This is a genomic window from Pseudomonas koreensis, assembly GCF_012986595.1.
Lineage (GTDB): Bacteria > Pseudomonadota > Gammaproteobacteria > Pseudomonadales > Pseudomonadaceae > Aquipseudomonas > Aquipseudomonas koreensis.
Genome location: NZ_JAAQYM010000003.1, coordinates 692468 through 715078 on the forward strand (window position 1 = coordinate 692468; position 22611 = coordinate 715078).

General features: G+C 60.5%; 20 protein-coding genes. 11 read left to right on the forward strand and 9 right to left on the reverse strand.

Annotated features, from left to right (window positions below; genetic code table 11):
- Positions 1-40: 40 nt before the first annotated feature.
- Positions 41-547 (reverse strand): peptide deformylase, encoded by a 507-nt coding sequence (gene def, locus HBN98_RS12680; RefSeq protein ID WP_027610272.1) that lies wholly within the window; start codon positions 545-547, stop codon positions 41-43.
- A gap of 159 nt (positions 548-706) precedes the next feature.
- Between def and HBN98_RS12685 the strand changes: the two genes are divergently transcribed.
- From HBN98_RS12685 to HBN98_RS12700, 4 genes are all read left to right on the forward strand, one after another.
- Positions 707-1732, forward strand: coding sequence for a LysM peptidoglycan-binding domain-containing protein (locus HBN98_RS12685; RefSeq protein WP_083367451.1), 1026 nt, complete (start codon positions 707-709; stop codon positions 1730-1732).
- Between the two features lie 82 nt (positions 1733-1814).
- Positions 1815-2912 carry a DNA-processing protein DprA gene (gene dprA / locus HBN98_RS12690; RefSeq protein WP_083367450.1) on the forward strand — a complete coding sequence of 366 codons (1098 nt, stop codon included), beginning with the start codon at positions 1815-1817 and terminating at the stop codon, positions 2910-2912.
- 55 nt (positions 2913-2967) lie between these two features.
- Positions 2968-3525 (forward strand): L-threonylcarbamoyladenylate synthase type 1 TsaC, encoded by a 558-nt coding sequence (gene tsaC, locus HBN98_RS12695; RefSeq protein WP_064585219.1) that lies wholly within the window; start codon positions 2968-2970, stop codon positions 3523-3525.
- 405 nt (positions 3526-3930) lie between these two features.
- On the forward strand, positions 3931-4440 hold the full coding sequence (locus HBN98_RS12700) for a hypothetical protein (RefSeq protein WP_229754976.1): 510 nt from the start codon (positions 3931-3933) through the stop codon (positions 4438-4440).
- A 64-nt stretch (positions 4441-4504) separates the two neighbouring features.
- Here HBN98_RS12700 and HBN98_RS12705 read toward each other — a convergent pair whose 3' ends face one another.
- The gene (locus HBN98_RS12705; protein ID WP_083367448.1) at positions 4505-5482 is read right to left on the reverse strand and encodes a quinone oxidoreductase family protein; all 978 of its coding nucleotides are present in this window, start codon (positions 5480-5482) and stop codon (positions 4505-4507) included.
- A 164-nt stretch (positions 5483-5646) separates the two neighbouring features.
- Between HBN98_RS12705 and hemF the strand changes: the two genes are divergently transcribed.
- Both hemF and aroE read left to right on the forward strand, forming a co-directional pair.
- On the forward strand, positions 5647-6561 hold the full coding sequence (gene hemF, locus HBN98_RS12710) for an oxygen-dependent coproporphyrinogen oxidase (RefSeq protein ID WP_083367447.1): 915 nt from the start codon (positions 5647-5649) through the stop codon (positions 6559-6561).
- Positions 6562-6570: 9 nt separating this feature from the next.
- A complete protein-coding gene (gene aroE / locus HBN98_RS12715) occupies positions 6571-7392 on the forward strand; it encodes a shikimate dehydrogenase (RefSeq protein ID WP_083367446.1) in 822 nt (273 codons plus the stop codon).
- An 82-nt stretch (positions 7393-7474) separates the two neighbouring features.
- On the opposite strand, the gene HBN98_RS12720 is transcribed toward aroE, so the two are convergent.
- The 3 genes from HBN98_RS12720 to betC form a co-directional block, all read right to left on the reverse strand.
- A complete protein-coding gene (locus HBN98_RS12720) occupies positions 7475-9043 on the reverse strand; it encodes a SulP family inorganic anion transporter (RefSeq protein ID WP_083367445.1) in 1569 nt (522 codons plus the stop codon).
- Positions 9044-9235: 192 nt separating this feature from the next.
- Positions 9236-10156: a choline ABC transporter substrate-binding protein gene (gene choX / locus HBN98_RS12725; protein ID WP_083367444.1), complete on the reverse strand. Its 921-nt coding sequence runs from the start codon at positions 10154-10156 to the stop codon at positions 9236-9238.
- Between the two features lie 16 nt (positions 10157-10172).
- A complete protein-coding gene (gene betC, locus HBN98_RS12730; RefSeq protein WP_083367443.1) occupies positions 10173-11687 on the reverse strand; it encodes a choline-sulfatase in 1515 nt (504 codons plus the stop codon).
- Between the two features lie 114 nt (positions 11688-11801).
- Here betC and HBN98_RS12735 point away from each other — a divergent pair, with 114 nt between their 5' ends.
- Entirely contained in the window at positions 11802-12752 is a 951-nt protein-coding gene (locus HBN98_RS12735) for a choline sulfate utilization transcriptional regulator (protein ID WP_083367442.1), read from the forward strand.
- An 80-nt stretch (positions 12753-12832) separates the two neighbouring features.
- Here the strand turns inward: HBN98_RS12735 and HBN98_RS12740 are convergent, their stop codons facing one another.
- A complete protein-coding gene (locus HBN98_RS12740; protein ID WP_083367441.1) occupies positions 12833-13498 on the reverse strand; it encodes an NAD(P)-dependent oxidoreductase in 666 nt (221 codons plus the stop codon).
- Between the two features lie 79 nt (positions 13499-13577).
- Between HBN98_RS12740 and HBN98_RS12745 the strand changes: the two genes are divergently transcribed.
- Entirely contained in the window at positions 13578-13904 is a 327-nt protein-coding gene (locus HBN98_RS12745) for a DOPA 4,5-dioxygenase family protein (RefSeq protein ID WP_083367440.1), read from the forward strand.
- Here the strand turns inward: HBN98_RS12745 and HBN98_RS12750 are convergent, their stop codons facing one another.
- Entirely contained in the window at positions 13905-14306 is a 402-nt protein-coding gene (locus tag HBN98_RS12750) for a GFA family protein (RefSeq protein WP_083367439.1), read from the reverse strand.
- Between the two features lie 323 nt (positions 14307-14629).
- Between HBN98_RS12750 and HBN98_RS12755 the strand changes: the two genes are divergently transcribed.
- Positions 14630-15937, forward strand: coding sequence for a CitMHS family transporter (locus HBN98_RS12755; RefSeq protein WP_007954069.1), 1308 nt, complete (start codon positions 14630-14632; stop codon positions 15935-15937).
- 70 nt (positions 15938-16007) lie between these two features.
- Positions 16008-16775: a TerC family protein gene (locus tag HBN98_RS12760; protein ID WP_064585231.1), complete on the forward strand. Its 768-nt coding sequence runs from the start codon at positions 16008-16010 to the stop codon at positions 16773-16775.
- A gap of 98 nt (positions 16776-16873) precedes the next feature.
- On the opposite strand, the gene HBN98_RS12765 is transcribed toward HBN98_RS12760, so the two are convergent.
- Complete coding sequence (locus HBN98_RS12765; RefSeq protein WP_083367438.1) at positions 16874-19765, reverse strand: hypothetical protein; 2892 nt, start codon at positions 19763-19765, stop codon at positions 16874-16876.
- A gap of 104 nt (positions 19766-19869) precedes the next feature.
- On the reverse strand, positions 19870-20235 hold the full coding sequence (locus HBN98_RS12770) for a DUF6124 family protein (RefSeq protein ID WP_083367437.1): 366 nt from the start codon (positions 20233-20235) through the stop codon (positions 19870-19872).
- Between the two features lie 664 nt (positions 20236-20899).
- On the opposite strand from HBN98_RS12770, the gene HBN98_RS12775 reads away from it, so the two are divergent.
- On the forward strand, positions 20900-22558 hold the full coding sequence (locus HBN98_RS12775) for a Na/Pi cotransporter family protein (RefSeq protein ID WP_064585232.1): 1659 nt from the start codon (positions 20900-20902) through the stop codon (positions 22556-22558).
- Positions 22559-22611 lie beyond the last annotated feature (53 nt).

A 22611-nucleotide genomic window follows, 5' to 3' on the forward strand; every position in this document is an offset into this window, starting at 1 on the left:
AAGAAAAAGGCTTGCCGCAGCAAGCCTTTGAAGAGGGGCATCAAGCGTTCTGGCGATGCAGCTTTTCCAGTTTCTTCTTGATCCGGTCGCGTTTGAGCGTGGACAGGTAATCAACGAACAGCTTGCCGTTGAGGTGGTCGCATTCGTGCTGGATGCACACGGCGAGCAGACCTTCGGCGATCAGTTCGTAAGGCTGGCCGTCGCGGTCCAGCGCCTTGATCTTGACCTTCTGCGGGCGGTCGACGTTTTCGTAGAAACCCGGCACCGAGAGGCAGCCTTCCTGGTACTGATCCATCTCGTCGGTCAGCGATTCGAACTCGGGGTTGATGAACACCCGGGGTTCGGTGCGGTCTTCGGAAAGGTCCATCACGACGATACGTTTGTGCACGTTGACCTGGGTCGCGGCGAGGCCGATGCCCGGCGCTTCATACATTGTTTCAAACATGTCATCGACCAACTGACGCACTTCGTCGTCCACTACAGCCACAGGCTTGGCGATAGTACGCAGACGCGGGTCCGGGAATTCGAGGATGTTTAAAATGGCCATAGGCTGATTGCTGCACGTATTGAGTAAAGTCGGGTCGATGGCCTGGCAGGTCCGAAGATGCAGGCTACCGTTGTGAAGCGTAGCCAATGCAGTTTGCACTGGCGAGCCACGGGGGCTCTGACGGTTCACGCGAACGCACATGATAAAGGGATTCGCTGCATGAGGAAAACACTACTCGCCCTGCTGCTTCTGGCTTCGGCCGGCGTGGCGCAAGGGCAAGTGCAACTCAGGGATGGTTTTCCACAGCAATACACGGTGGTTTCGGGGGATACCCTCTGGGACATTTCCGGCAAATACCTGCGCGAGCCCTGGCAGTGGCCACAGCTGTGGCGGGCCAACCCGCAGATCGAAAACCCCAACCTGATCTACCCCGGCGACACGTTGACGCTCCGTTACGTCAATGGCCAGCCGCAACTGACCCTCAACCGTGGTGAGTCACGGGGCACGATCAAACTGTCGCCGCGTATCCGCACCAGCCCGGTGGCCGAGGCGATTCCGAGCATCCCACTGAAATCGATCAACAGTTTTCTGCTGAGCAACCGCATCGTCGACAAGGTCGAGGATTTCGACAAGGCGCCGTACATCGTCGCCGGCGATGCTGAACGCGTGCTCAGCGGCACCGGCGACCGGATCTTCGCTCGCGGCCATTTCGACCCGAATCAGCCGGTGTACGGCATCTTCCGCCAGGGCAAGGTATACACCGACCCGCAGACCAAAGAGTTTCTCGGGATCAACGCCGACGACATCGGTGGCGGTGAGATCGTGGCCACCGAAGGCGACGTCGCCACTCTCGCCCTGCAACGCACCACCCAGGAAGTGCGCCTGGGCGACCGCTTGTTCAGCGGCGAAGAGCGTTCGATCAACTCAACCTTCATGCCCAGCGCTCCGAGCGCCGCGATCAATGGGCTGATCATCGACGTGCCGCGCGGCGTCACCCAGATCGGCGTGATGGACGTGGTCACCCTGAACAAGGGCAAACGCGACGGTCTGGCCGAAGGCAATGTACTGGTGGTGATGAAAACCGGGGAAACCGTGCGCGACCGGGTCACCGGCCAGCCACTGAAAATTCCTGACGAACGGGCCGGGTTGCTGATGGTGTTCCGCACTTACGACAAGCTCAGTTACGGCCTTGTGCTCAACGCTTCACGCTCACTGGCGGTGCTCGACAAGGTGCGAAATCCTTAGCAGGCTTAACAAGTTACCAACAGAGTTATCCACAGCTTGTTCCGAATGGTTCGGGACTTATAACGATCAAGGATGATCCACGATGCTGTCTGCCTCTACGCCGGTTTCCCCTGCGGAACTGGAAGCGCGTTTGCGCCTGCACCGTTTGCCGGATGTTGGCCCCAAACGTTTTGCCAAACTGCTCGAAGCCTTCGGCTCGGCCTCGAAAGCCCTCAGTGCGCCGGCCAGTGCCTGGCGAGCGCTGGGTTTGCCGGCGGCGTCTGCCGAGGCGCGGCGCAGTCCCGAAGTGCGCGATGGCGCCAGCCATGCATTGCGCTGGCTAGAGCGTCCGCACCAGCATTTGCTGATGTGGGACCAGGCCGATTACCCGGCACTGCTGGCGCAGATACCCGACCCGCCGCCGCTGTTGTTCGTGGCCGGCGATCCGTTGATTCTGGAAAAACCGCAACTGGCGATGGTCGGCAGCCGTCGCGCCTCGCGTCCGGGAATGGACACCGCCGCGGCGTTTTCCCGCAGCCTGGCCGGGGCCGGTTTTGTCATCACCAGTGGCCTGGCGCTAGGCATCGATGCAGCCGCCCATCAAGCTGCGCTGGATGTCGGCGGGCACACCGTGGGCGTCCTTGGTACCGGTCTGGAAAAATTTTATCCACAGCGCAATCAGCGCCTGGCCGAGGCGATGATCGCCGCCGGCAGCGCGGTGCTTTCGGAGTTCCCCCTGGACGCCGGCCCGACGGCGAGCAACTTTCCGCGGCGCAATCGGATCATCAGCGGATTATCCCTCGGCGTACTGGTGGTTGAGGCGAGTGTCGCCAGTGGTTCGCTGATCACCGCGCGGCTGGCGGCGGAACAAGGGCGCGAGGTGTATGCGATTCCCGGCTCGATCCATCACCCCGGCGCGCGGGGGTGTCACCAGTTGATCCGCGACGGCGCGGTGCTGGTGGAAACCATCGAGCACATCCTCGAAGCCTTGCGCGGCTGGCAACATCTGCCGTTATCCACAGACACGCCGCGCAGTGAGCATCCCCTGTTGAACCTGCTGCATGCCGCGCCGCACACCAGTGAGGCGTTGGCCGACAGCAGTGGCTGGGCGCTGCCCAAAGTCCTGGTCGCGCTCACTGAACTGGAAATGGAGGGGCGTGCGGTGTGCGAAAACGGTCGCTGGCTGGCCAGGACACGCTAGGTTTTACAGGGAAGATCGGTAAACTGCGCAAAACCTGTTTGCGGAGAGTTTTTTCATGGTCAACAGTTGGCGTGTGCAACAAGCCGCGCGAGAGATTCGCGCCGGGGCGGTGATTGCCTATCCAACCGAAGCCGTTTGGGGGCTGGGTTGCGACCCGTGGAACGAAGAGGCGGTGGATCGGCTTTTGGCGATCAAGAACCGTTCGGTGGACAAGGGCCTGATCCTGGTCGCCGACAACATCCGTCAGTTCGATTTTCTGTTCGAAGACTTCCCGCAAGAGTGGATCGACCGCATGTCCAGCACGTGGCCGGGGCCGAATACCTGGCTGGTGCCGCATCAGAACCTGTTGCCGGAATGGGTGACGGGCGTGCATGACACGGTGGCGCTGCGGGTCAGCGATCATCCGCAGGTCCGCGATCTGTGCTCGATGGTCGGGCCACTGATTTCGACTTCGGCCAACCCCCAGGGGCGTCCGGCGGCGCGCACACGGTTGCGTGTCGAACAGTATTTCCGCGGGCAGATCGACCTGATCCTCGGCGGGCAACTGGGTGGGCGCAAGAACCCCAGCGTGATCCGTGATCTGGCGACCGGCAAGGTCATTCGTCCCGACTGATCCGGCCTTGAACCTTTGAAATGTGAGTACTCCTCGGCTTGATGGCGAGGAGTACTACGCGTGCCTGCGATTTGTCCTGCAACGGGGCGTGTTCCCGCGTCGGAATAGTCGCCAAGTCACCGGAATCATTGACTTTTCCCACTTGATTATCAGACCTCCTGCCGTGGCGGAATCGCCAAAAGCAACCATCCTTTCCCTGCACTCGAAACACTTCGATAAGTTAAGGTCTGCGGAGAAAGAATGGACACTACGGATTTGCAACTCACGGATTACCTGCAGGCGCTTCAGGTGACGCTAAAGAGTCACCATGAGGGATGCCGTATCGTAACGCTTGAAGCGGGGGCGGATACTCAGGAGTTCGATCGGTTTATCGATCGGCAATTTCGGCTGCGGCTGCAGCATTACATGCTGACCTCACGTGCGCGGATGCTCGAAACGCAACTGGCGATAAAGTCGCGCAGTACCCACTTTCTGCTGTACCGGCACGATCAACTGCTGGCGGTCATGCGGGCGACTCCGGCCCCGTTCGAATGGGCGCTGTTGGCGCAGCAACATGTGTCGCCCACGGTGGCGCTGTCACGTCATGTCGAATTCAGTCGCTTGATCTCTTACTCGACCCATCAACTGCCCATCGCGGTCAACGGTCTGTTGGCAGCCGCTGCCGAGTGGGCGATAAAAAGCGGTTACCAGGGCGTCACCGCACTGTGCAGGTCACAACAGCTGCGCTTTTTCCAGCGTTTCGGCCTGATGCCGATCGCGTCCAATGCCCTGCACATCGAACAGCGCGCACGCGGCGATTACTGGGTGTTGTCAGCCGAATGGCGGCAAATCCTCGCGGCGGTTCAACAGCCTGACCAGGCGACGGTTGGCCATCTGGTGCAGAAACCGTTGGCGTGTCATCCGCCGGGTGTCTGAAGGCGTTCGACCGTCCTGCCAGTCGTGGTACCGAGACCCTGACTGGCAAGACGCCGAAGGTTTATCAGGGCAGGAGGATGGTCGAGCCGGTGGTGCGCCGGGCCGACAGTTCGATCTGCGCTTTTGCCGCCTCAGCCAGTGGATAGCGCTGGCTGATGTCCACCGTGATCTTGCCGCTGATGATCATCTCGAACAGCTCGTCGGCCATGCGCTGCAGGTTCTCGGCGTTGTTGGCGTAGGTTGCCAGGGTCGGGCGGGTCACGTACAGCGAACCCTTGGCCGCAAGAATCCCCAGATTGACCCCGTCCACTGCACCGGAAGCATTGCCGAAACTCACCAGCAGGCCACGCGGCGCCACGCTGTCGAGCGAGGTCAGCCAGGTGTCCTTGCCGACGCCGTCGTAGACCACCGGAACTTTCTTGCCATCGGTCAGCTCCAGCACGCGCTGGGCAACGTCTTCGTGGCTGTAGTCGATGGTCGCCCAGGCGCCGTTGGCCTTGGCCAGCTCGGCTTTTTCCTTGGAACTGACGGTGCCGATCAGTTTCACGCCCAGTGCCTTGGCCCATTGGCAGGCCAGCGAGCCGACGCCCCCGGCGGCGGCGTGGAACAGAATGGTTTCGCCGCCCTTGAGCTCATAGGTCTGGCGCAGCAGGTATTGCACGGTCAGGCCCTTGAGCATGACCCCGGCGGCAGTGTCGAAGCTGATTTCGTCCGGCAGCTTGACCAGATTGGCCTCGGGCAGGATGTGCAACTCGCTGTAGGCACCCAGCGGACCGCTGCCGTATGCCACGCGATCACCGACCTTGAACCGGGTGACGTCGCTGCCCACCGCATCGACGATGCCGGCGCCTTCAGCGCCGAGGCCGGATGGCAGAGCGGGCGGTGCATACAGACCGCTGCGGTAGTAGGTGTCGATGAAGTTCAGACCGATCGCCTTGTTGGCCACCCGTACCTGATTCGGGCCGGGAGCAGCGGGTTCATAGTCAACAAACTCGAGCACTTCGGGACCGCCGTGGGCGCGGAACTGGATACGCTTTGCCATCTGCCTGCTCTCCTTGGGTCTTTTATGAGCCCCCTATCCAACTCCCCTGGTTGATCTTCGTCAACTGCGGCGCGCTTGCCTGCGGTGTTATGCTACGCGCCCATTTGCGCCGACCCCCGCCTGCGGGGCGCCCGCGTAGCTATGCCCTGATTCAAGGTGAAGCCATGACGACCCGCACCGACGCCGTAAAGGCCTATCTGCTCGACCTGCAAGACCGCATTTGCGCCGCACTGGAAACCGAGGACGGCGGCACGCGCTTCGTCGAAGACGCCTGGGCCCGGCCTGCCGGCGGTGGCGGTCGCACCCGCGTGATCGAAAACGGTACGGTGATCGAAAAGGGCGGGGTCAACTTTTCCCATGTGTTCGGCAGCGGTCTGCCGCCGTCGGCCAGCGCCCATCGCCCGGAGTTGGCGGGGCGTGGCTTCGAAGCACTCGGCGTGTCGCTGGTGATTCACCCGCACAACCCGCACGTGCCGACGTCCCACGCCAACGTGCGCTTTTTCATCGCCGAAAAGGAAGGTGAAGAGCCGGTCTGGTGGTTCGGTGGCGGCTTCGACCTGACCCCGTATTACGGCAACGAAGAAGACTGCATCCATTGGCATCGGGTCGCCGAGCAGGCCTGCGCGCCATTTGGGCCGGACGTCTATCCGCGTTACAAGGCTTGGTGTGACACCTACTTCCACATCAAGCACCGCCATGAACCGCGCGGCATCGGCGGCCTGTTCTTCGACGACCTGAACGAGTGGGACTTCGACACCAGTTTCGCCTTCATGCGCGCCATCGGTGATGCCTACATCGACGCTTACCTGCCGATCGTCCAACGGCGCAAGAACGACGCGTTCACTGCAAAGCAACGTGAATTCCAGGAATTCCGTCGTGGCCGCTACGTCGAGTTCAACCTGGTGTATGACCGCGGCACGCTGTTCGGCCTGCAGTCCGGCGGGCGTACCGAGTCGATCCTCATGTCGCTGCCGCCGCAAGTGCGTTGGGCCTACGACTTCAAGGCCGAGCCCGGCAGCGAAGAGGCGCGTCTGACCGACTACTTCCTGCAAGACCGCGACTGGCTGGCCCAGGCCTGAGGACTGCTGATGGATCGTTACGTCGTTTTCGGTAACCCGATCGGCCACAGCAAGTCGCCGATGATTCACAAACTGTTCGCCGAGCAGACCGGGCAGCGTCTCGACTACAGCACCCTGCTGGCGCCACTCGACGACTTTAGTGCCTGCGCCATGGCGTTCTTCCAGGAAGGTCGCGGCGCCAACGTCACTGTGCCGTTCAAGGAAGAGGCCTATCGTCTGGCGAACAGCCTGACCGCTCGTGCGCAACGGGCCGGTGCGGTAAACACCTTGAGCAAACTGGCCGATGGTTCATTGCTGGGCGACAACACCGACGGCGCCGGACTGGTGCGCGACCTGACGGTGAACGCCGGTTTCAGCCTGACCGGCAAACGCATCCTGCTGCTCGGTGCGGGTGGCGCAGTGCGTGGCGCGCTGGAGCCGTTGCTGGCGGAAAAACCGGCGTCGGTGATCATCGCCAATCGCACGGTGGACAAGGCCGAGCTGCTGGCCGAGTTGTTCTGTGATCTGGGACCGGTGTCGGCCAGTGGTTTCGACTGGTTGCAGGAGCCGGTGGACGTGATCATCAACGCCACCTCCGCCAGCCTGACCGGCGACGTGCCGCCGATTGCACCGAGCCTGATCGAGCCGGGTCAGACCTTGTGCTACGACATGATGTACGGCAAGGAACCGACCGCGTTCTGCCGCTGGGCCAGCGAGCAGGGTGCGGCGGTGTCGATGGATGGTCTGGGGATGCTGGCTGAGCAAGCAGCCGAGGCGTTTTTCCTGTGGCGCGGAGTGCGTCCGGATACGGCACCGGTGCTGGCCGAACTACGCCGCCAATTGGCGGGTTGAAGATCAAAAGATCGCAGCCTGCGGCAGCTCCTACATGGGGATTGCGTTCACCCTGTAGGAGCTGCCGCAGGCTGCGATCTTTTCAGTCCTCAAACCGGATCGGGCATTGCTCCGGCCCTTCCAGCTTTCTCAACTCCTCCACCACCTGCGGCCGTGCCCGGCGCAGGGTCAGGCTGCGATCCTGGCGCAGCAGGCGCCGCGCCTCCTGATGCAGCATCTCCACCCCTGAATAGTCGATGAAGTTGATGTGTTGCGCATCGATCACCACGCGCGTGCCGTGCAGCCGTTGCAGACGCACTTGCAGGTAATGGCTGGCGCCGAAGAAGATCGAGCCACCGACCCGCAGCACATCGTCTTCACCGTCGCGCCAATGCTGGACGCGCGGTTGCGATGTCCGCTTGAGGTAGAAAAACAGCGACGCCAGCACCCCGGCATAAATCGCGGTCTGCAATTCCAGCAGCAGGGTCGCGAGACAGGTCAGCGCCATGACCACGAACTCGGCGTGGCTGACCCGCAGCAACGAGCGGATGCCGCGATGATCCACCAGTCCCCAGGCGATCAACAGAATGCTCCCGGCCATGGCGGGAATCGGAATGTGCGAAATCAGTCCGGCGCCGAAAATCGCGAACAACGCCACCCAGATCGCCGAAAACACCCCGGCCAGCGGTGAGCAGGCGCCCGCCTCGTAACTCAGGCCGGAACGGGTGAACGAGCCGGCGGACAACGATCCGGAAAAGAACGCGCCGACGATATTCGATAAACCTTGCGCGCGAACTTCCTGATTGGCATCGAGCAGCTGCTGCGAACGTGCAGCAATCGAGCGGGCAATCGACAGGCTGGTGACCAGCCCGAGCATGCCCACCGCCACCGCACTCGGCAGCAAGCGCAGAATCAGATCCAGATCCAGCGGCAACCCACTGAACGGCGGCAAGCGCCCGACAAAAGCGCTGACCAGATGCACATGGCCGAACATCGACGGCCACAACCACACGACTGCACTGCCCAGCACCAGGGTTATCAACAGGGTCGGCCAGCGCGGCAGCAATTGTTTGAGCACGAAACCGACGAGCACCGTCGCCACGCCCAATACCAATGACGGTTTATCCACAGCCCGCAGGTGTTGCAGCAGGTCCATCAGGCTGGCCAGGGCCGTGGCTTTCGCCGGCAGGTCCAGCCCCAACAGGTTGGGCAATTGGCCGATGGCAATCACCACCGCTGCGCCGAGGGTGAAGCCGAGCACCACCGAATGCGAAACGAAATTCACTAAAGCGCCGAAGCGCAGCAAGCCCAGTAGCCACTGGAAGAGACCGGCAAGAAAGGTCAGCAGCAGGATCAGCGTGATGTAATCCTGCGACGCGGGCACGGCCAAGGGACTGACGCTGGCATACAGCACAATCGAAATCGCTGCAGTCGGGCCGCAGATCAGATGCCACGACGAACCCCACAGGCAGGCGATCAAGACCGGGATGATCGCGGCGTAAAGTCCGTATTCCGGTGGCAGGCCGGCGATCAGTGCGTAGGCGATCGACTGTGGCAACGCGAGAATGGCACCGCTGAGGCCAACGACCAGATCCCGGCCGACGCTGGCGCGGGTTTGCCGGGGCAGCCAGGTCAGGAAGGGGAAAAGTGAGTGGCGACTGGGCAGGGCCATGGGTCCTCGCGGGGTGTGGGTTTATGCAAGGTTATCAGGACGCGGCAATCACTGTGGCGAGGGAGCTTGCTCCCGCCCGGCTGCGAAGCAGTCGCAAACCAGACTGCTCGGTTTATCTGCGAAAACCCAGTCAGCCCGATTGGGAGCGCTTCGCACTCCAGCGGGAGCAAGCTCCCTCGCCACAAGAATGCGTCAGAGCCTGGCCTTCACCGCAGGCAAAGCATCCTTGCCATCCACGGTCTTCACCCCGTCCAGCCATTTATCCAGCACCGCCGGATTGGCCTTGATCCACGCCTTCGCCGCGTCGGCATTGCTGACCTTCTTGTTCACCACCTCAGCCATGATGCTGTTCTCCATGTCCTGGGTAAACGACAGGTTGGTCAGCAACTTGCCCACGTTCGGGCAGGCCTCGGCGTAGCCTTTGCGCGTCAGGGTGAATACGCTGCCGGTGTCGCCGAAATACTTCTCGCCGCCCTTCAGGTAATGCATCTTCAACTGCACGTTCATCGGGTGCGGGGTCCAGCCGAGGAAGGTGACGAATTTCTGTTTCTTCACGGCCCGCGACACTTCGGCGAGCATCGCCTGTTCGCTGGACTCGATCAGCTTCCACTGCCCGAGGTCGAAGTCGTTCTTCTTGATGATCTCCTGCAGCGAGATGTTCGCGGGTGCACCGGAGCCGATGCCGTAGATCTTCTTCTCGAACTTGTCGGCGTATTTGTTCAGGTCGGCAAAGTTATGCACACCGGCGTCCCACACGTAATCCGGGACTGCCAGAGTGAATTCGGTACCGTCGAGGTTCTTCGCCAGTTGCGTCACGTCGCCGGTGGCGACGAACTTGTCGTAGAAGCCCTGCTGCGCCGGCATCCAGTTGCCGAGGAACACATCCACCTGACCGTCCTTCAACCCGCCGAAGGTGATCGGCACCGCGAGGGTGTCGACCTTGGCCTTGTAGCCCATGCCGTCCAGCAGAAACCCGGTGATGGCGTTAGTGGCGGCGATGTCGCTCCAGCCCGGGTCGGCCATTTTCACCGTTTCGCAGCTTTGTTCGGCAAATGCCGAGGCACTGCCCAGGGCCAGCAGACTAATCGTCAGCACTGTGGATAACTTGCGCATGGACTTCCCCTTAACATTATTGGTTTTGGCAGGGTTGTGGATAACGGGCCTTGCGTTCCAGATCGTCGAGGTCGATGTGGTTGCGCATGTACTGCTGACTGGCATCCACCAGCGGCTGGTGATCCCAGCTCTTCAGCTTGCCGATGGTCAGGGCATCGGCAACAAAACGACGGCGGCGCTGGCTGGCGAGGACCTCGCGGTGGATCGCCGGGATGTCCCACTTCGCCCGCGCTTCAGCGAGAAAATCGTCGAAAATTTGCTGATGTTGCGGCGACTGGCTGAGTTCTTCGAGCTCGCGCGGATCGTTGTGCACATCGAAGAGTAGGCAAGGGTCGCTTTCACTGTAGATAAATTTGTACGCGCCGCGCCGGATCATCATCAGCGGGCTGACGGTGCCTTCGGCCATGTATTCGCCGAACACTTCGTCATGCCCGCCCTGCCCTTGCAGATGCGCCAGCAACGAACGGCCATCCAGCGGCAGGCCCGGTTCTAGGGTGCCGCCGGCCAGCTCGACGAAGGTCGGCAACAGGTCGGCGGTCGATACGGCGGCGCTGACGCGGGCTGCATTGAACTGGCCTGGAGCACTTATCAACAGGGGCACGCGAGCAGCCATCTCGAACCAGTGCATTTTGTACCAGAGGCCTTTCTCGCCGAGCATGTCGCCATGGTCGCCGGAGAACACGATGATGGTGTCGTCGATCAGCCCGGTATCTTCGAGGGTTTGCAGGAGTTTGCCAACGTTGGCGTCGATATAGCTGCACGCGCCGAAATAGGCACGGCGCGCGTCGCGAATTTTATCCACAGGCAGCGGCTTGTCCCACAGGTCGTAGACCTTGAGCAGGCGTTGCGAGTGGGGATCGAGGGTGTGTTGATCCGGGGTTGTCGGCAACGGGATGTCGCCGTCGTCGTACAAATCCCAGAATGCCTTGGGAATCGTGTACGGGTCGTGTGGGTGAGTCATCGACACCGTGAGGCAGAACGGCTGATCGCCGTCCTCGCGGATATGGTCGAACAGGTATTGCTGGGCCTTGAACACCACCTCTTCATCGAAGTCGAGCTGGTTGGTGCGCACGCACGGCCCGGCCTGCAGCACCGAAGACATGTTGTGATACCAGCTTGGGCGCACGTCCGGTTCGTCCCAGTTCACCGCCCAGCCGTAATCGGCCGGGTAAATGTCGCTGGTCAGGCGTTCTTCATAGCCGTGCAGTTGATCCGGGCCGCAGAAATGCATCTTTCCCGACAGCGCGGTGCGGTAGCCGAGGCGGCGCAGATAGTGGGCGTAGGTCGGAATGTCGGCGGGGAAATCGGCGGCGTTGTCGTAGGCGCCGATCTTGCTCGGCAACTGGCCGCTGACCAGGGTGAAGCGTGACGGCGCGCAAAGCGGACTGTTGCAGTACGCGGCATCGAACACCACGCCTTGGGCGGCGAGGCGTGAGAGATTCGGCAGTTTGATCGGCGACGGGCCGTAGATCGGCAACATTGGCGCGGCCATTTGATCGGCCATGATGAAAAGAATGTTCTTGCGCTTCATGTGATCGCGGCATTCCATAGTGAATATTTATGCGACATTGCTGCGATCGAGCATGGAGCCCATCCCCTGTCCGGTAAAGCCCGCGCCGGACAATGACTAGGATAAGCACAGCTTATGTATGAAGCCCTCGGTAATCTGTCCCTCGACCTGTTGCGCGCCTTCGAAGCTGCGGCGCGGCATCGCAGTTTTACCGCAGCGGCGGTGGAATTGGGCACCACGCAACCGGCGATCAGTCAGCAGATCAAGCGCCTGGAAGAGCAGTTGGGTGCACGGTTGTTTGACCGGATCTACCGGGGTATCGAACTCACTGAGGGCGGGGCGATCCTGTTCGAGCAGGTTCAGCTCGGTTTGCAGCATATCGACGCAGGATTGAGCGCGATCAGTACGCAACAGCAGCATGAAGTGTTGCAGGTCGCCACCGACTTTGCCTTCGCTGCCTATTGGCTGATGCCGCGCCTGCAGCGCTTTCACCAGGCCAACCCGAACGTCGACGTCAGCCTGGTGACCAGCGAGCGCAACCACAACATGCTGCGCACCGATATCGATGTCGCGGTGCTGTTTGGCGACGGGCGCTTCAAACAGGGCGAGAGCCATTGGCTGTTCAGCGAAGAAGTGTTCCCGGTGTGCAGCCCGCAATTGCTCAAGGACCGGCCCCTGCCCTTGCCCGCTCAGGCACTGCTGGAGTTGCCGCTGCTGCACCTGCGCGGGGAAAACAGCAGCAACTGGTTTGACTGGAGCGGGCTGTTCCGCGAACTGGGTATCAGCACGCCACCGGCACCGGGACAATTGCGTTTCGACAACTACACGTTGCTGATTCAAGCGGCGATTGGCGGTCAGGGCGTGGCGATTGGTTGGCGCCACCTTGTGGATAACTTGCTGACCCAAGGCTTGCTCTGTCGGCCCATCGCCGAAACCACCCTCTCGCGCCTCGGTTATTACGTGGTGCTGCCGCAACGGAAACGCCGGAGCGCGTTGATTCAGCAGTTTGTCGACTGGTTGATGGCTGAGCAGGCCAGCAGTGCAGAATCCCTGAATGGTATGGCGTTGCCTTCGATTGCGGTTTGAAGATCAAAAGATCGCAGCCTGCGGCAGCTCCTACAGGAGGTTGCATATCTATGTAGGAGCTGCCGCAGGCTGCGATCTTTTTACGTATCTGACGTCGCCACAAAATTCACATGCTGCCCGACATGCAGATTCAACCGCAGCTCATCGGCAATCCCCACCGCAACCCGGTTCAGCCGTTCCAGCGGTTCTGCCAGCCCCGGCTCAAGATTGCCGCCCACCTGACTGAAATGCTCGATGCTCAGCCCGGCCACACCGTGGGGCGCGTTCACCAGTGTCCACTGCAACGGGCTGCTTTGCAGGGCTTCGCGGATTTCTTCGGCGGCGTGGCGTTGCAGCCCGTCGTCCAGATCCGGTTCATCAAGGACGGCAAAATTCCCCACCAAAAACAGCCGTGACACGTTCGCCGCTTGCAGGCCGTCGACCAATGCATCGACCGCCAGCACCTGCTCCACCGGTCCCAGCACCACGGACCGTTCCACCTGGTCGCTGCTGAACGGCAGGCCCGGTGCATCCAGCAGGCAAATCACCGCCGAGCTGCCCGCTACGCTTTGCTTGACCCGCTCGGCGTCGAACAGATCGCCGCTCTTGGTGCGCAGTCCGGGCCGTGGCGCGAGCACGTTCAAATCGTCGAGAATCGCGATGACTTCGTGCTGCCTGCGCAGCATTTCAGCCATCAACGCGCCGCCCAGGCTGGCCATGGCACCATAGAGCACCACTTTCACCGTCGGGGTTTCGGCATTTTTCATGGCTGAGCTCCTGTTCCTGTCATATGGCGTGTGACCCACAGGAACCGGCGAGGGTTCGAATCGATTCAGAGGCTTGCACATGCACACGATCAAGGGCTACCACGCCCATATCTATTACGACGCCAGCACGCTTGCGCAGGCCCGGGCCTTGTGCGAGCGGGCGGCGCAGACATTTGCCTTGCAGATGGGCCGGATGCACGAGCGTCCGGTCGGCCCGCACCCGGACTGGAGCTGCCAACTGGCCTTCGGTCCGCAGCTGATTGGCGAGGTGCTGCCGTGGCTGGCGCTCAATCGCCAGGGGTTGGTGGTGTTCCTGCACCCGGACACCGGCAATGATCTGCTCGACCACACCGAGCATGCGATCTGGATGGGCGCGATACGCCCGTTGGACCTGTCTATTTTCTGATCAAAGGGTTTCTTCGGGTTCGCCCGGCAGATGCTCGTCCAGATGCAGCCAGGGCAGTTGGCTGTCGGTCCAGATATGCCGCTCGGCCGGTGCGCGCTGCGGGTGATCCAGCGTGGCGATGGTCACATCGATGCTCTCCGGGCTGAGCAGGGTCACCAGCGCCAGTTGCGCGCCGCATTGCGGGCAGAAGTAGCGCGCGCAACTGCTGGAGGAGTCATAGCGCGCCGGAGTCCCCGCCAGCCACTGGAAATTCGCCGCCGGCACGCTGATCCATGTGGTGACGATGCCGCCGCTGACCTTGCGGCAGATCGAGCAGTGGCAGTGCGCGATGTCGTGCAATGCCCCGCTGAACTGATAGCGGATATGTCTGCAATGGCAGCCACCGCTGTGCACTTCTCCCATGTTCCTGCCCTCCCGTCCCCGAATTGATTGACTCTAGCCGCATCCGACGGCCGGTTGGCCATTCGCCCGAAGCTTTCGTCGGCGAAAGGTAGCTGAAAGGTTGCCCGATTAGGATCGCCGCCACTACCGGCAACAGACCGGTTGGCCAATGCGTGTGATCGCTCGCACGTCAGGCCCAATTAACAACAACAATGGTGATTCTGATGTCCTCTGTAGCCCGCCTTCTCGCTGAAACTCCGCCCGTACGCCTCGTGCTTCCCGTTCTGCGCTGATCCCCTCCGATCCGCTCACTTCATTCGCCGCGCTACGCCTGGAGTATTCCCATGCTGACTTTCCTTGGCTTTGCCATGGTCATCACGTTCATGTTCCTGATCATGACCAAGCGCCTGTCTGCGCTGATCGCCCTGATCATCATCCCGATCCTGTTCGCCCTGTTCGGTGGTTTCGCGCCGAAGATCGGCCCGATGATGCTCGAAGGCATCACCAAGCTCGCGCCGACCGGCGTGATGCTGATGTTCGCGATTCTGTACTTCGCCCTGATGATCGACTCCGGCCTGTTCGACCCGGCCGTGCGCAAGATCCTCAAACTGGTCAAGGGCGACCCGCTGAAAGTTTCGGTCGGTACCGCCGTGCTGGCGCTCGTCGTTTCCCTTGATGGTGACGGCGCGACCACTTACATGATCTGCGTGGCCGCCATGCTGCCGCTGTACAGCCGCATCGGCATGAGCCCGCGGATCATGGCCGGTCTGATCATCCTCGCCGGTGGCGTGATGAACATGACCCCTTGGGGCGGCCCGACCGCGCGTGCCGCCAGTGCGCTGCATGTCGACCCGTCGGACATCTTCGTGCCGATGATCCCGGCGATGGCTGCCGGTGTGGTGGCGATCCTGATCATTGCCTACTTCTACGGCAAACGTGAACGTGCGCGTCTGGGTGAGCTGCACCTGATCGGCGACGAGATCGATCACAGCGAAATCAGCGTGTCGCAGTTCCCGGACGCCCGCCGTCCGAAGCTGATCTGGTTCAACGGCCTGCTGACCCTGGCCCTGATGTGCACGCTGATCGCCGGCCTGCTGCCGTTGCCGGTGCTGTTCATGGTGGCGTTCAGCATCGCGATGATCGTCAACTACCCGTGCCTGCAAATGCAGAAGGACCGCGTAGCGGCCCACGCGGGTAGCGTGCTGTCGGTGGTCAGTCTGATTTTTGCTGCGGGCATCTTCACCGGTATCCTGTCCGGAACCGGCATGGTCGACGCCATGTCGAAAAGTCTGCTGGCAGTAATCCCGGACTTCCTCGGCCCGTACCTGGCGGTGATCACGGCGCTGGTGAGCATGCCGTTCACGTTCTTCATGTCGAACGACGCGTTCTACTACGGCGTGTTGCCGGTGCTCTCCGAAGCGGCCAGCCATTACGGCATTACCGCGGTGGAAATGGCCCGTGCCTCGATCGTCGGGCAGCCCGTCCACTTGCTGAGTCCGCTGGTTCCGTCGACGTATCTGCTGGTGGCACTGGCCGGTATCGAATTCGGTGACCACCAGCGTTTCACCCTGAAGTGGGCAGTGCTGGTCTGCCTGTGCATACTGGTGGCCGCCTTGCTGCTGGGGACGTTCCCGCTGTTCAGCACGTTGTAACGGCATTCACTCACCATGACGCCAGCTGCTTGCTGGCGTCATGGTTTAACACTCGCTCAAAGGAATACACATGGATTGGCTGACCAACCCCGAAATCTGGGTTGCCTTCTTTACCCTGACCGCCCTGGAAATCGTTCTGGGCATCGATAACATCATCATGATTTCGATCCTGGTCAGCCGCATGCCCAAACACATGCAGCAGCGCACGCGGATCTTCGGCCTGGGCCTGGCGATGATCACGCGGATCCTGTTGCTGCTGTCGATCACCTGGGTGATGCGCCTCACCGCCGACCTGTTCGTGGTGTTCGGCCAGGGCATTTCCGGCCGCGACCTGATTCTGTTCTTCGGTGGCCTGTTCCTGCTGTGGAAGAGCTCGCAAGAGATGTACCACGCACTGGAAGGCGAAGACGAAAGCGGCGACGAGCCTTCGGGCAAGGGCGGCAACTTCCTTTACACCATCATCCAGATCGCGATCATCGACATCGTGTTCTCGCTGGACTCGGTGATCACCGCCGTCGGTATGGTCTCCCATGTGCCGGTGATGGTCGCGGCAATTGTCGTAGCCGTACTGGTGATGATGGCGGCCTCGGGCAAAATCAGCGAGTTCATCGACAAGCACCCGTCGCTGAAAATGCTGGCGCTGTCGTTCCTGCTGGTGGTCGGTACCGTGCTGATTGCCGAGTCGTTCGACGTGCACGTACCGAAAGGCTACGTCTACTTCGCCATGGCGTTCTCGCTGGCGGTTGAGGCGATCAACATCAAACTGCGCGGCGCGATGGCCAAGAAGAAACAGCAGCAAGATCCGGTGAAACTGCGCAAGGACGTGCCGGGGCAGTAAGGGCATGTGAAGTGACGATAAAGGGGCCTTTGGGGCCCCTTTATTTATTTTTAAATTTGCTTATGTTGAGTGTTATTGATATTCGATATTGCAAGTTTTTATGGTGACGTCTGTCTAAGGCGGATGTTGTCAACTTTCGATTTGGCCTCCCCCAACGAAATAATGATTGAAGGAGAGGGTCTAGTATTAAGGTAACCCAAGATAAAACGTGTCCATTCGTTTTTTGATCTCAGAAGTATTGAAACGCTCTCGGGGAAAACTTCATTAACAGTTAACCACACGTCGTTAGGTATGTAGTAATCAAAACTCAATTCAAAGCCAACGTTGGTTTTAAGTCCGTCAAATTTTTTATCAATACTAATCCATGTTTGCACAGGCTCTAGATAATATTCTCCATTTTCTTCAGTTATCTTGCTTGGCCTACTACGCACGTTCCAATCATTAAATTCATAATCTGTAAACGTTGTTAAATCATCGAATAACGTGTGGATTTTATAAGCTCTCAGCGGGCAAGCAACCGCATCCGCAAGCGTTGCCGCCTGAAACAACCCAACTTTCAAAACAATACTGACGGTAGAACTCTCACCGCACTCGCGTAGCCAGTGTACCGCCGCCGGCACTGCCAATCCGATGATTTGATTGTTGGCCACTCCCACAAGATGATCAAGTGTACGGGTTGTTCCATCCGTTCGGGTTTCGATATAACTCACCCACACGGGAGCGCCGTATTGCTGGAACGGCCATTGAGCGCAAAGTACTTGGGTTGCATCTTTGATTTGACCGATGTTCAGCGATTCACCGTCGAAACCTTCCAGCTTCGGCGTCGGCAAGTCACTCAGTGTGCCGATCTGTAATTGTAAAACTTCCGAAGGCAATGGGCCGCTGGCCCGCACCACGTCATATCGCACACTCACGCTCTTGCCGATATTGGCACCGGTGATCGACGCGGCAATCGGGAAGTCGATGTAAGCCTGCCCCTGCACATAGCGCCGTTCCGGGCGCACCGAGCCTTCGCCAGGGCGACCTTCGATGATCAGGTCGATGCCGTCGTTGTTTTGCATCCCGGTTGTATCGACGCGTACGGTGAAACCGCTCTGATAGGTGTTGGGATCAAGTATTCCGGAGGGAGCCTCCTTTACCTGGGGCGCTGCCCATTTGGGCTGGGCGACCCCGATGCTCAAGGTGCGCACCAGGGAATAGCGCAGGGGTTGGCCTGCACGCTTGACGTAGTAATCGAGGTTCACTGTGCCATTGCGGTTGGCTTCGGCGTACGACGGGTCCACCTGGAAAGGCACCGGATAGCCTGCGGTATGCGAATTGAGTGGCACCTCATACAGCGGATGCGCGCCACTGATCGAGCCCACCCAGCGCAGGCCTACGGTATCGCCGGCAAGGGTGCCGGTAAACGGCGCGATGATGTCGACTCCCCCTGGCACATTCTCCGGAAGCAGAACGTCATCGGGCGCCTGAGGCACTTCCGGTTTGGGTAAATCTGCCTGCGCCTCACCGACAGTCAGATTCAACGGCAACGAGTCGCGAACGCTGCTGAGCATGATGTCGTCATTGGCCACGGTGTAATGCACCTTCACCGTGCCGCCGTTTAACGGGGTGATTTCGCTGTTCGGCACGGTGCGTTCGATGGGGGTGCCTTCCGCTTCATTGGAGACAATGACCCGGATCTCGAAATAGGTCCGGCCGCCACCCGGGGCGGTGCCTTCCCAGCGAAAGATGATCAAATCACCCGGGTGGCGCCCTGGGTAGTACGGCACCGAGATCGTGGCTTGCTGCGCATTGGCAGGCAGTTGTCCGGCGGAGGCCTCCAGAACCCGAGGCGGCTGCAGTTGGCTGATGTCACCTTCGACGATGACCGTGGCGTTTTTTGAAGGCCGATCCGGGTTGCCGGGGCTTTTCAGCACATAGGAAGCCGTAGCGCGGCCCTTGGCAATGGCCCTGACTTTGGCGTTGGGCACCATGAAACTGACGGCGATCCCCGGGCGGGTGACGGTCAGCTCTATCGGCCCGTGAATCACTTGCGAGCCTTCAGCCGGCGTACCAACCCAAGTGGCGAGCACCTTGTCATTCACCTTGAAATCGCCGCTTGGGGTGTTGATGACCACCTCGACGTCGTTCTCGCCCAGTTCGTCGAGGTGGATGACGTCCGTAAGGGGGTTTGCCTCAATGACGATGGGGGCTTCGAGGCGATTTTGTTGGAGGTCCACCAGTACCTGGATGACCGCAGACCACGGAGAGCGCGGATCGGGATAATTGTTGACTTCGTCGATGACCTGATACTGCAGCGAGAGCTTGTCGTTGTCGCCAGCCTGTTCAATGTGGGCTTCATCGACCATCACGATCAACGGGTGGTTGGCCGGGTCATTGGCCTGCTCTTGGGTGACAACGACAAGAATCCTGACGGGGCCCCAAAAGAAGTGAATCCGGTCACGCACCCGCATGAAGGGATAAGGCTCGATGGTAACGGGCACGCCTGCCTTGGCTTCGTCCGGGCCTACGCCCTTGTCGATGATGGCTTGTGGGATCGAAAAGCGCAGGTGCGAATGTCCGGGTTCATTGAGATCGTCATCGTAGCCCCCGGGTCGATCGAGCTTGACCAGCAGCTTGAGTCTGGGGGTGGATTCTTCCGGTGCTTGGCTGACGCGCCTGACGATGTAAAACAAGTCGTCAACATCACCGTTGATGATATGCCCGGCGTCGATAAAACCGCGTACCGGTTTGTTTTCCTCGCCATCTTTGATGACTACCGTGAAAATCGGAGCTGATTCGTTGCCCCAGTAAAAGTCTACGGCGTCGTTAGGAGCCATGTTCAGCCAAGGGCTGATCTCATAGGCCAGCCCCCCCTCGATGGCCGCCGCCCGGATACCGCCGTCATAGCCCACCACGGGGGTCGTCCAGTTGGGGAGGATCGGCGGACGGAGTGCAAACGGGGTAATGGGTTGCGACTGTGTTTCGTCAGTCAGGTTGCGCGTGTTCATGGGAAGCTCCGGATCGCACAGGTGAGGGGCAAGGAGCTATCACACAGGAAATTCGCAAGGTTGCCACCTGTCAGGTCTGACAGGTGGCGACGAGTGGTTTGCCTTTAGGAGATGGGCGCGAGGTTATCCAGCACCCGGTTCACGGCCAGTTCGCCCAGCATGATCACCTGCTGAATGCCGAGGAGAGAATTGCGCTGCGGCCCGTCGATGAACCCGGCCAGATCACTGGCCATGATGCTTGCCGACGCCAGTGATTCGCAGGCATGCACCAAAAGGGTTTCGTTATCGACGGCGGGATCAATGAGGAAAATGGTGCTGGGTTTGCGCGCGGGTTCGGCGCTTTTCCGGAGCTTGGGGTCGAGGTAGAAACCGATGGCCCGGTCGGCCGCCTCTTTCATGCGTTGCGCTTCGTTGGCGGAGTTATGGGGTGCCGGCTCGGTGTCCGGTGGATTCGGTGTCACTTTGAACATTGGCTCTAACCTCTCTTCAGAGTAAGGCTGCAACCAATCCGCTGCTAAACGATCAGGGTGGCAGCTGTGCGCAGGTTAGCAGACCGACGAGCCAAGCAATCGGCGCACCCGAAGGTGCCCTGCGCACAGCCACCATCAAGTGCAGGAATCAAATCCCTGACTGATAGAGGCCTGTACGGCTCAACTCGACGAGCTGCTAAACCCGATCACTGATGGGCAGTGATGGAGCCAAATTACGCAGCAAGTCCAAGGCGCACAAGCCGGCGGATTCTGGCGTAGCCGTAGGCAACGGCGCAAGGATTTGTAGCCTCCCGGACGTAACACGACGTGTGGTTAAACATCCCGGAAAATTCGTGTGTAACCCCTTCAAAACATCACCGAAAACCCTGTGGGAGCTGGCTTGCCAGCGATAGCGGCGTGTCAGGCAACATCAATGTTGGCAGTGCTGTGGTCATCGCTGGCAAGCCTGCTCCCACAGGGTTTCGTGGCGGTTGTGCACGTCATGAATAAACCCATTTTCATGACACTTTTATTTCAATCAGCACTTTAGCTGTGCAATGCTGGCGCCCTGACCGTTAGCCAACTACAGCTTAAGTACAAGACGTAGAAACCGCGCGGTACCGTCCACTTGCTCCTCTGGGGCGCTGAAATACAGGGGGTCTGCATGCTCACCCTGCTCAATTTGCTTTCTGCCGTGACCCTGCTGATCTGGGGCACGCACATCGTCCGAACCGGCATCCTGCGGGTGTACGGCACCAACCTGCGCCATGTCATTGGCCAGAACATGTCCAAGCGCTGGCTCGCGTTCGTCGCCGGCATCGTCGTGACTGCGATGGTGCAGAGCAGCAACGCCACCGCCATGCTTGTCACTTCTTTTGTCGGTCAGGGCCTGATGGCGCTGACCCCGGCGCTGGCGACCATGCTGGGCGCCGACGTCGGTACCGCGCTGATGGCGCGGGTGCTGACCTTTGACCTGTCGTGGCTGTCGCCGCTGCTGATTTTTCTCGGGGTGATTTTCTTTCTGTCGCGCAAACAGACGCGGCTCGGGCAGATGGGCCGGGTCAGCATCGGTCTGGGCCTGATCATTCTCGCGCTGCAACTGATCGTCGAAGCCGCCGCACCGATTACCCACGCCCAAGGGGTGAAGGTGATCTTTGCTTCACTGACCGGCGACATCCTCCTCGACGCCCTGGTAGGCGCGCTGTTCGCGATGATTTCCTATTCCAGCCTCGCCGCCGTGCTGCTGACCGCGACGCTGGCCGGCGCCAGCGTGATCAGCCTGCCGGTGGCGATCGGTCTGGTGATCGGCGCCAACATCGGCAGCGGCGTGCTGGCGTTCATGAGCACCAGCATGCAGAACGCCGCCGGGCGGCAAGTAGCGCTGGGCAGCCTGTTGTACAAACTGATTGGGCTGTTGCTGATCATTCCGGTGCTCGATCCGCTGGTGCACTGGATGGACGGCCTGGATTTCAGTCCGCAGGAAATGGTCATCGGCTTCCACCTGCTCTACAACACGGCGCGCTGCCTGATTCTGTTGCCCAGCGTCTCGCCGATGGCGCGCCTGTGCGCGTGGCTGCTGCCGGAGCGCCCGGAGGTCAATGGCACCGCCAAGCCGCGTCATCTCGATGCGACGGCGTTGGTCACCCCAAGCCTGGCGCTGGCCAACGCCGCCCGCGAGACCCTGCGCATGGGCGATCTGATCGACAACATGCTCGACGCCACCCTCGATGTGCTGCGCGGCAAACAGACCGCCGTCACCCAGGAGATGCGCCGTCTGACCGATGACGTCGAGGCGCTGTACAGCGCGATCAAGCTGTACCTGGCGCAAATGCCCCGCGAGGACCTTGGCGAGCAGGACAGTCGGCGCTGGGCGGAGACCATCGAGCTGGCGATCAACCTGAAATTGGCCAGCGACCTGATCGAACGCATGTTGCGCAAGGTGCAGCAGCAGAAAACCTCACAACGGCGCTCGTTCTCCGAGGACGGACTGGAGGAACTGGCCGGGCTGCATCAGCAACTGATCGCCAACCTGCGCTTGGGGCTGTCGGTGTTTCTCAGCGGCGACAAGGAAAGCGCCCGGCAGTTGCTGCGTGAAAAACGTCGCTTCCGCGCACAGGAACGCCGTTTGGCCCATGCCCATGTCAGCCGTTTGCAACGTAAGATCGTGCAGAGTCTGGAAACCAGTTCGCTGCATCTGGAGCTGATTGCGGATATGAAGCGCTTGAATTCGCTGTTTTGCAGCAGTGCTTACGTGGTGCTGGAAACGGCGGACACCGGGGCGCTGGAAGCGGATGATATTGCCGACATTACGCATTCACCTTGAACGTCTGCGGCTGGGGTCAGTCAGTAACTCAGAGTTCAGCCTCAAGGACGTCA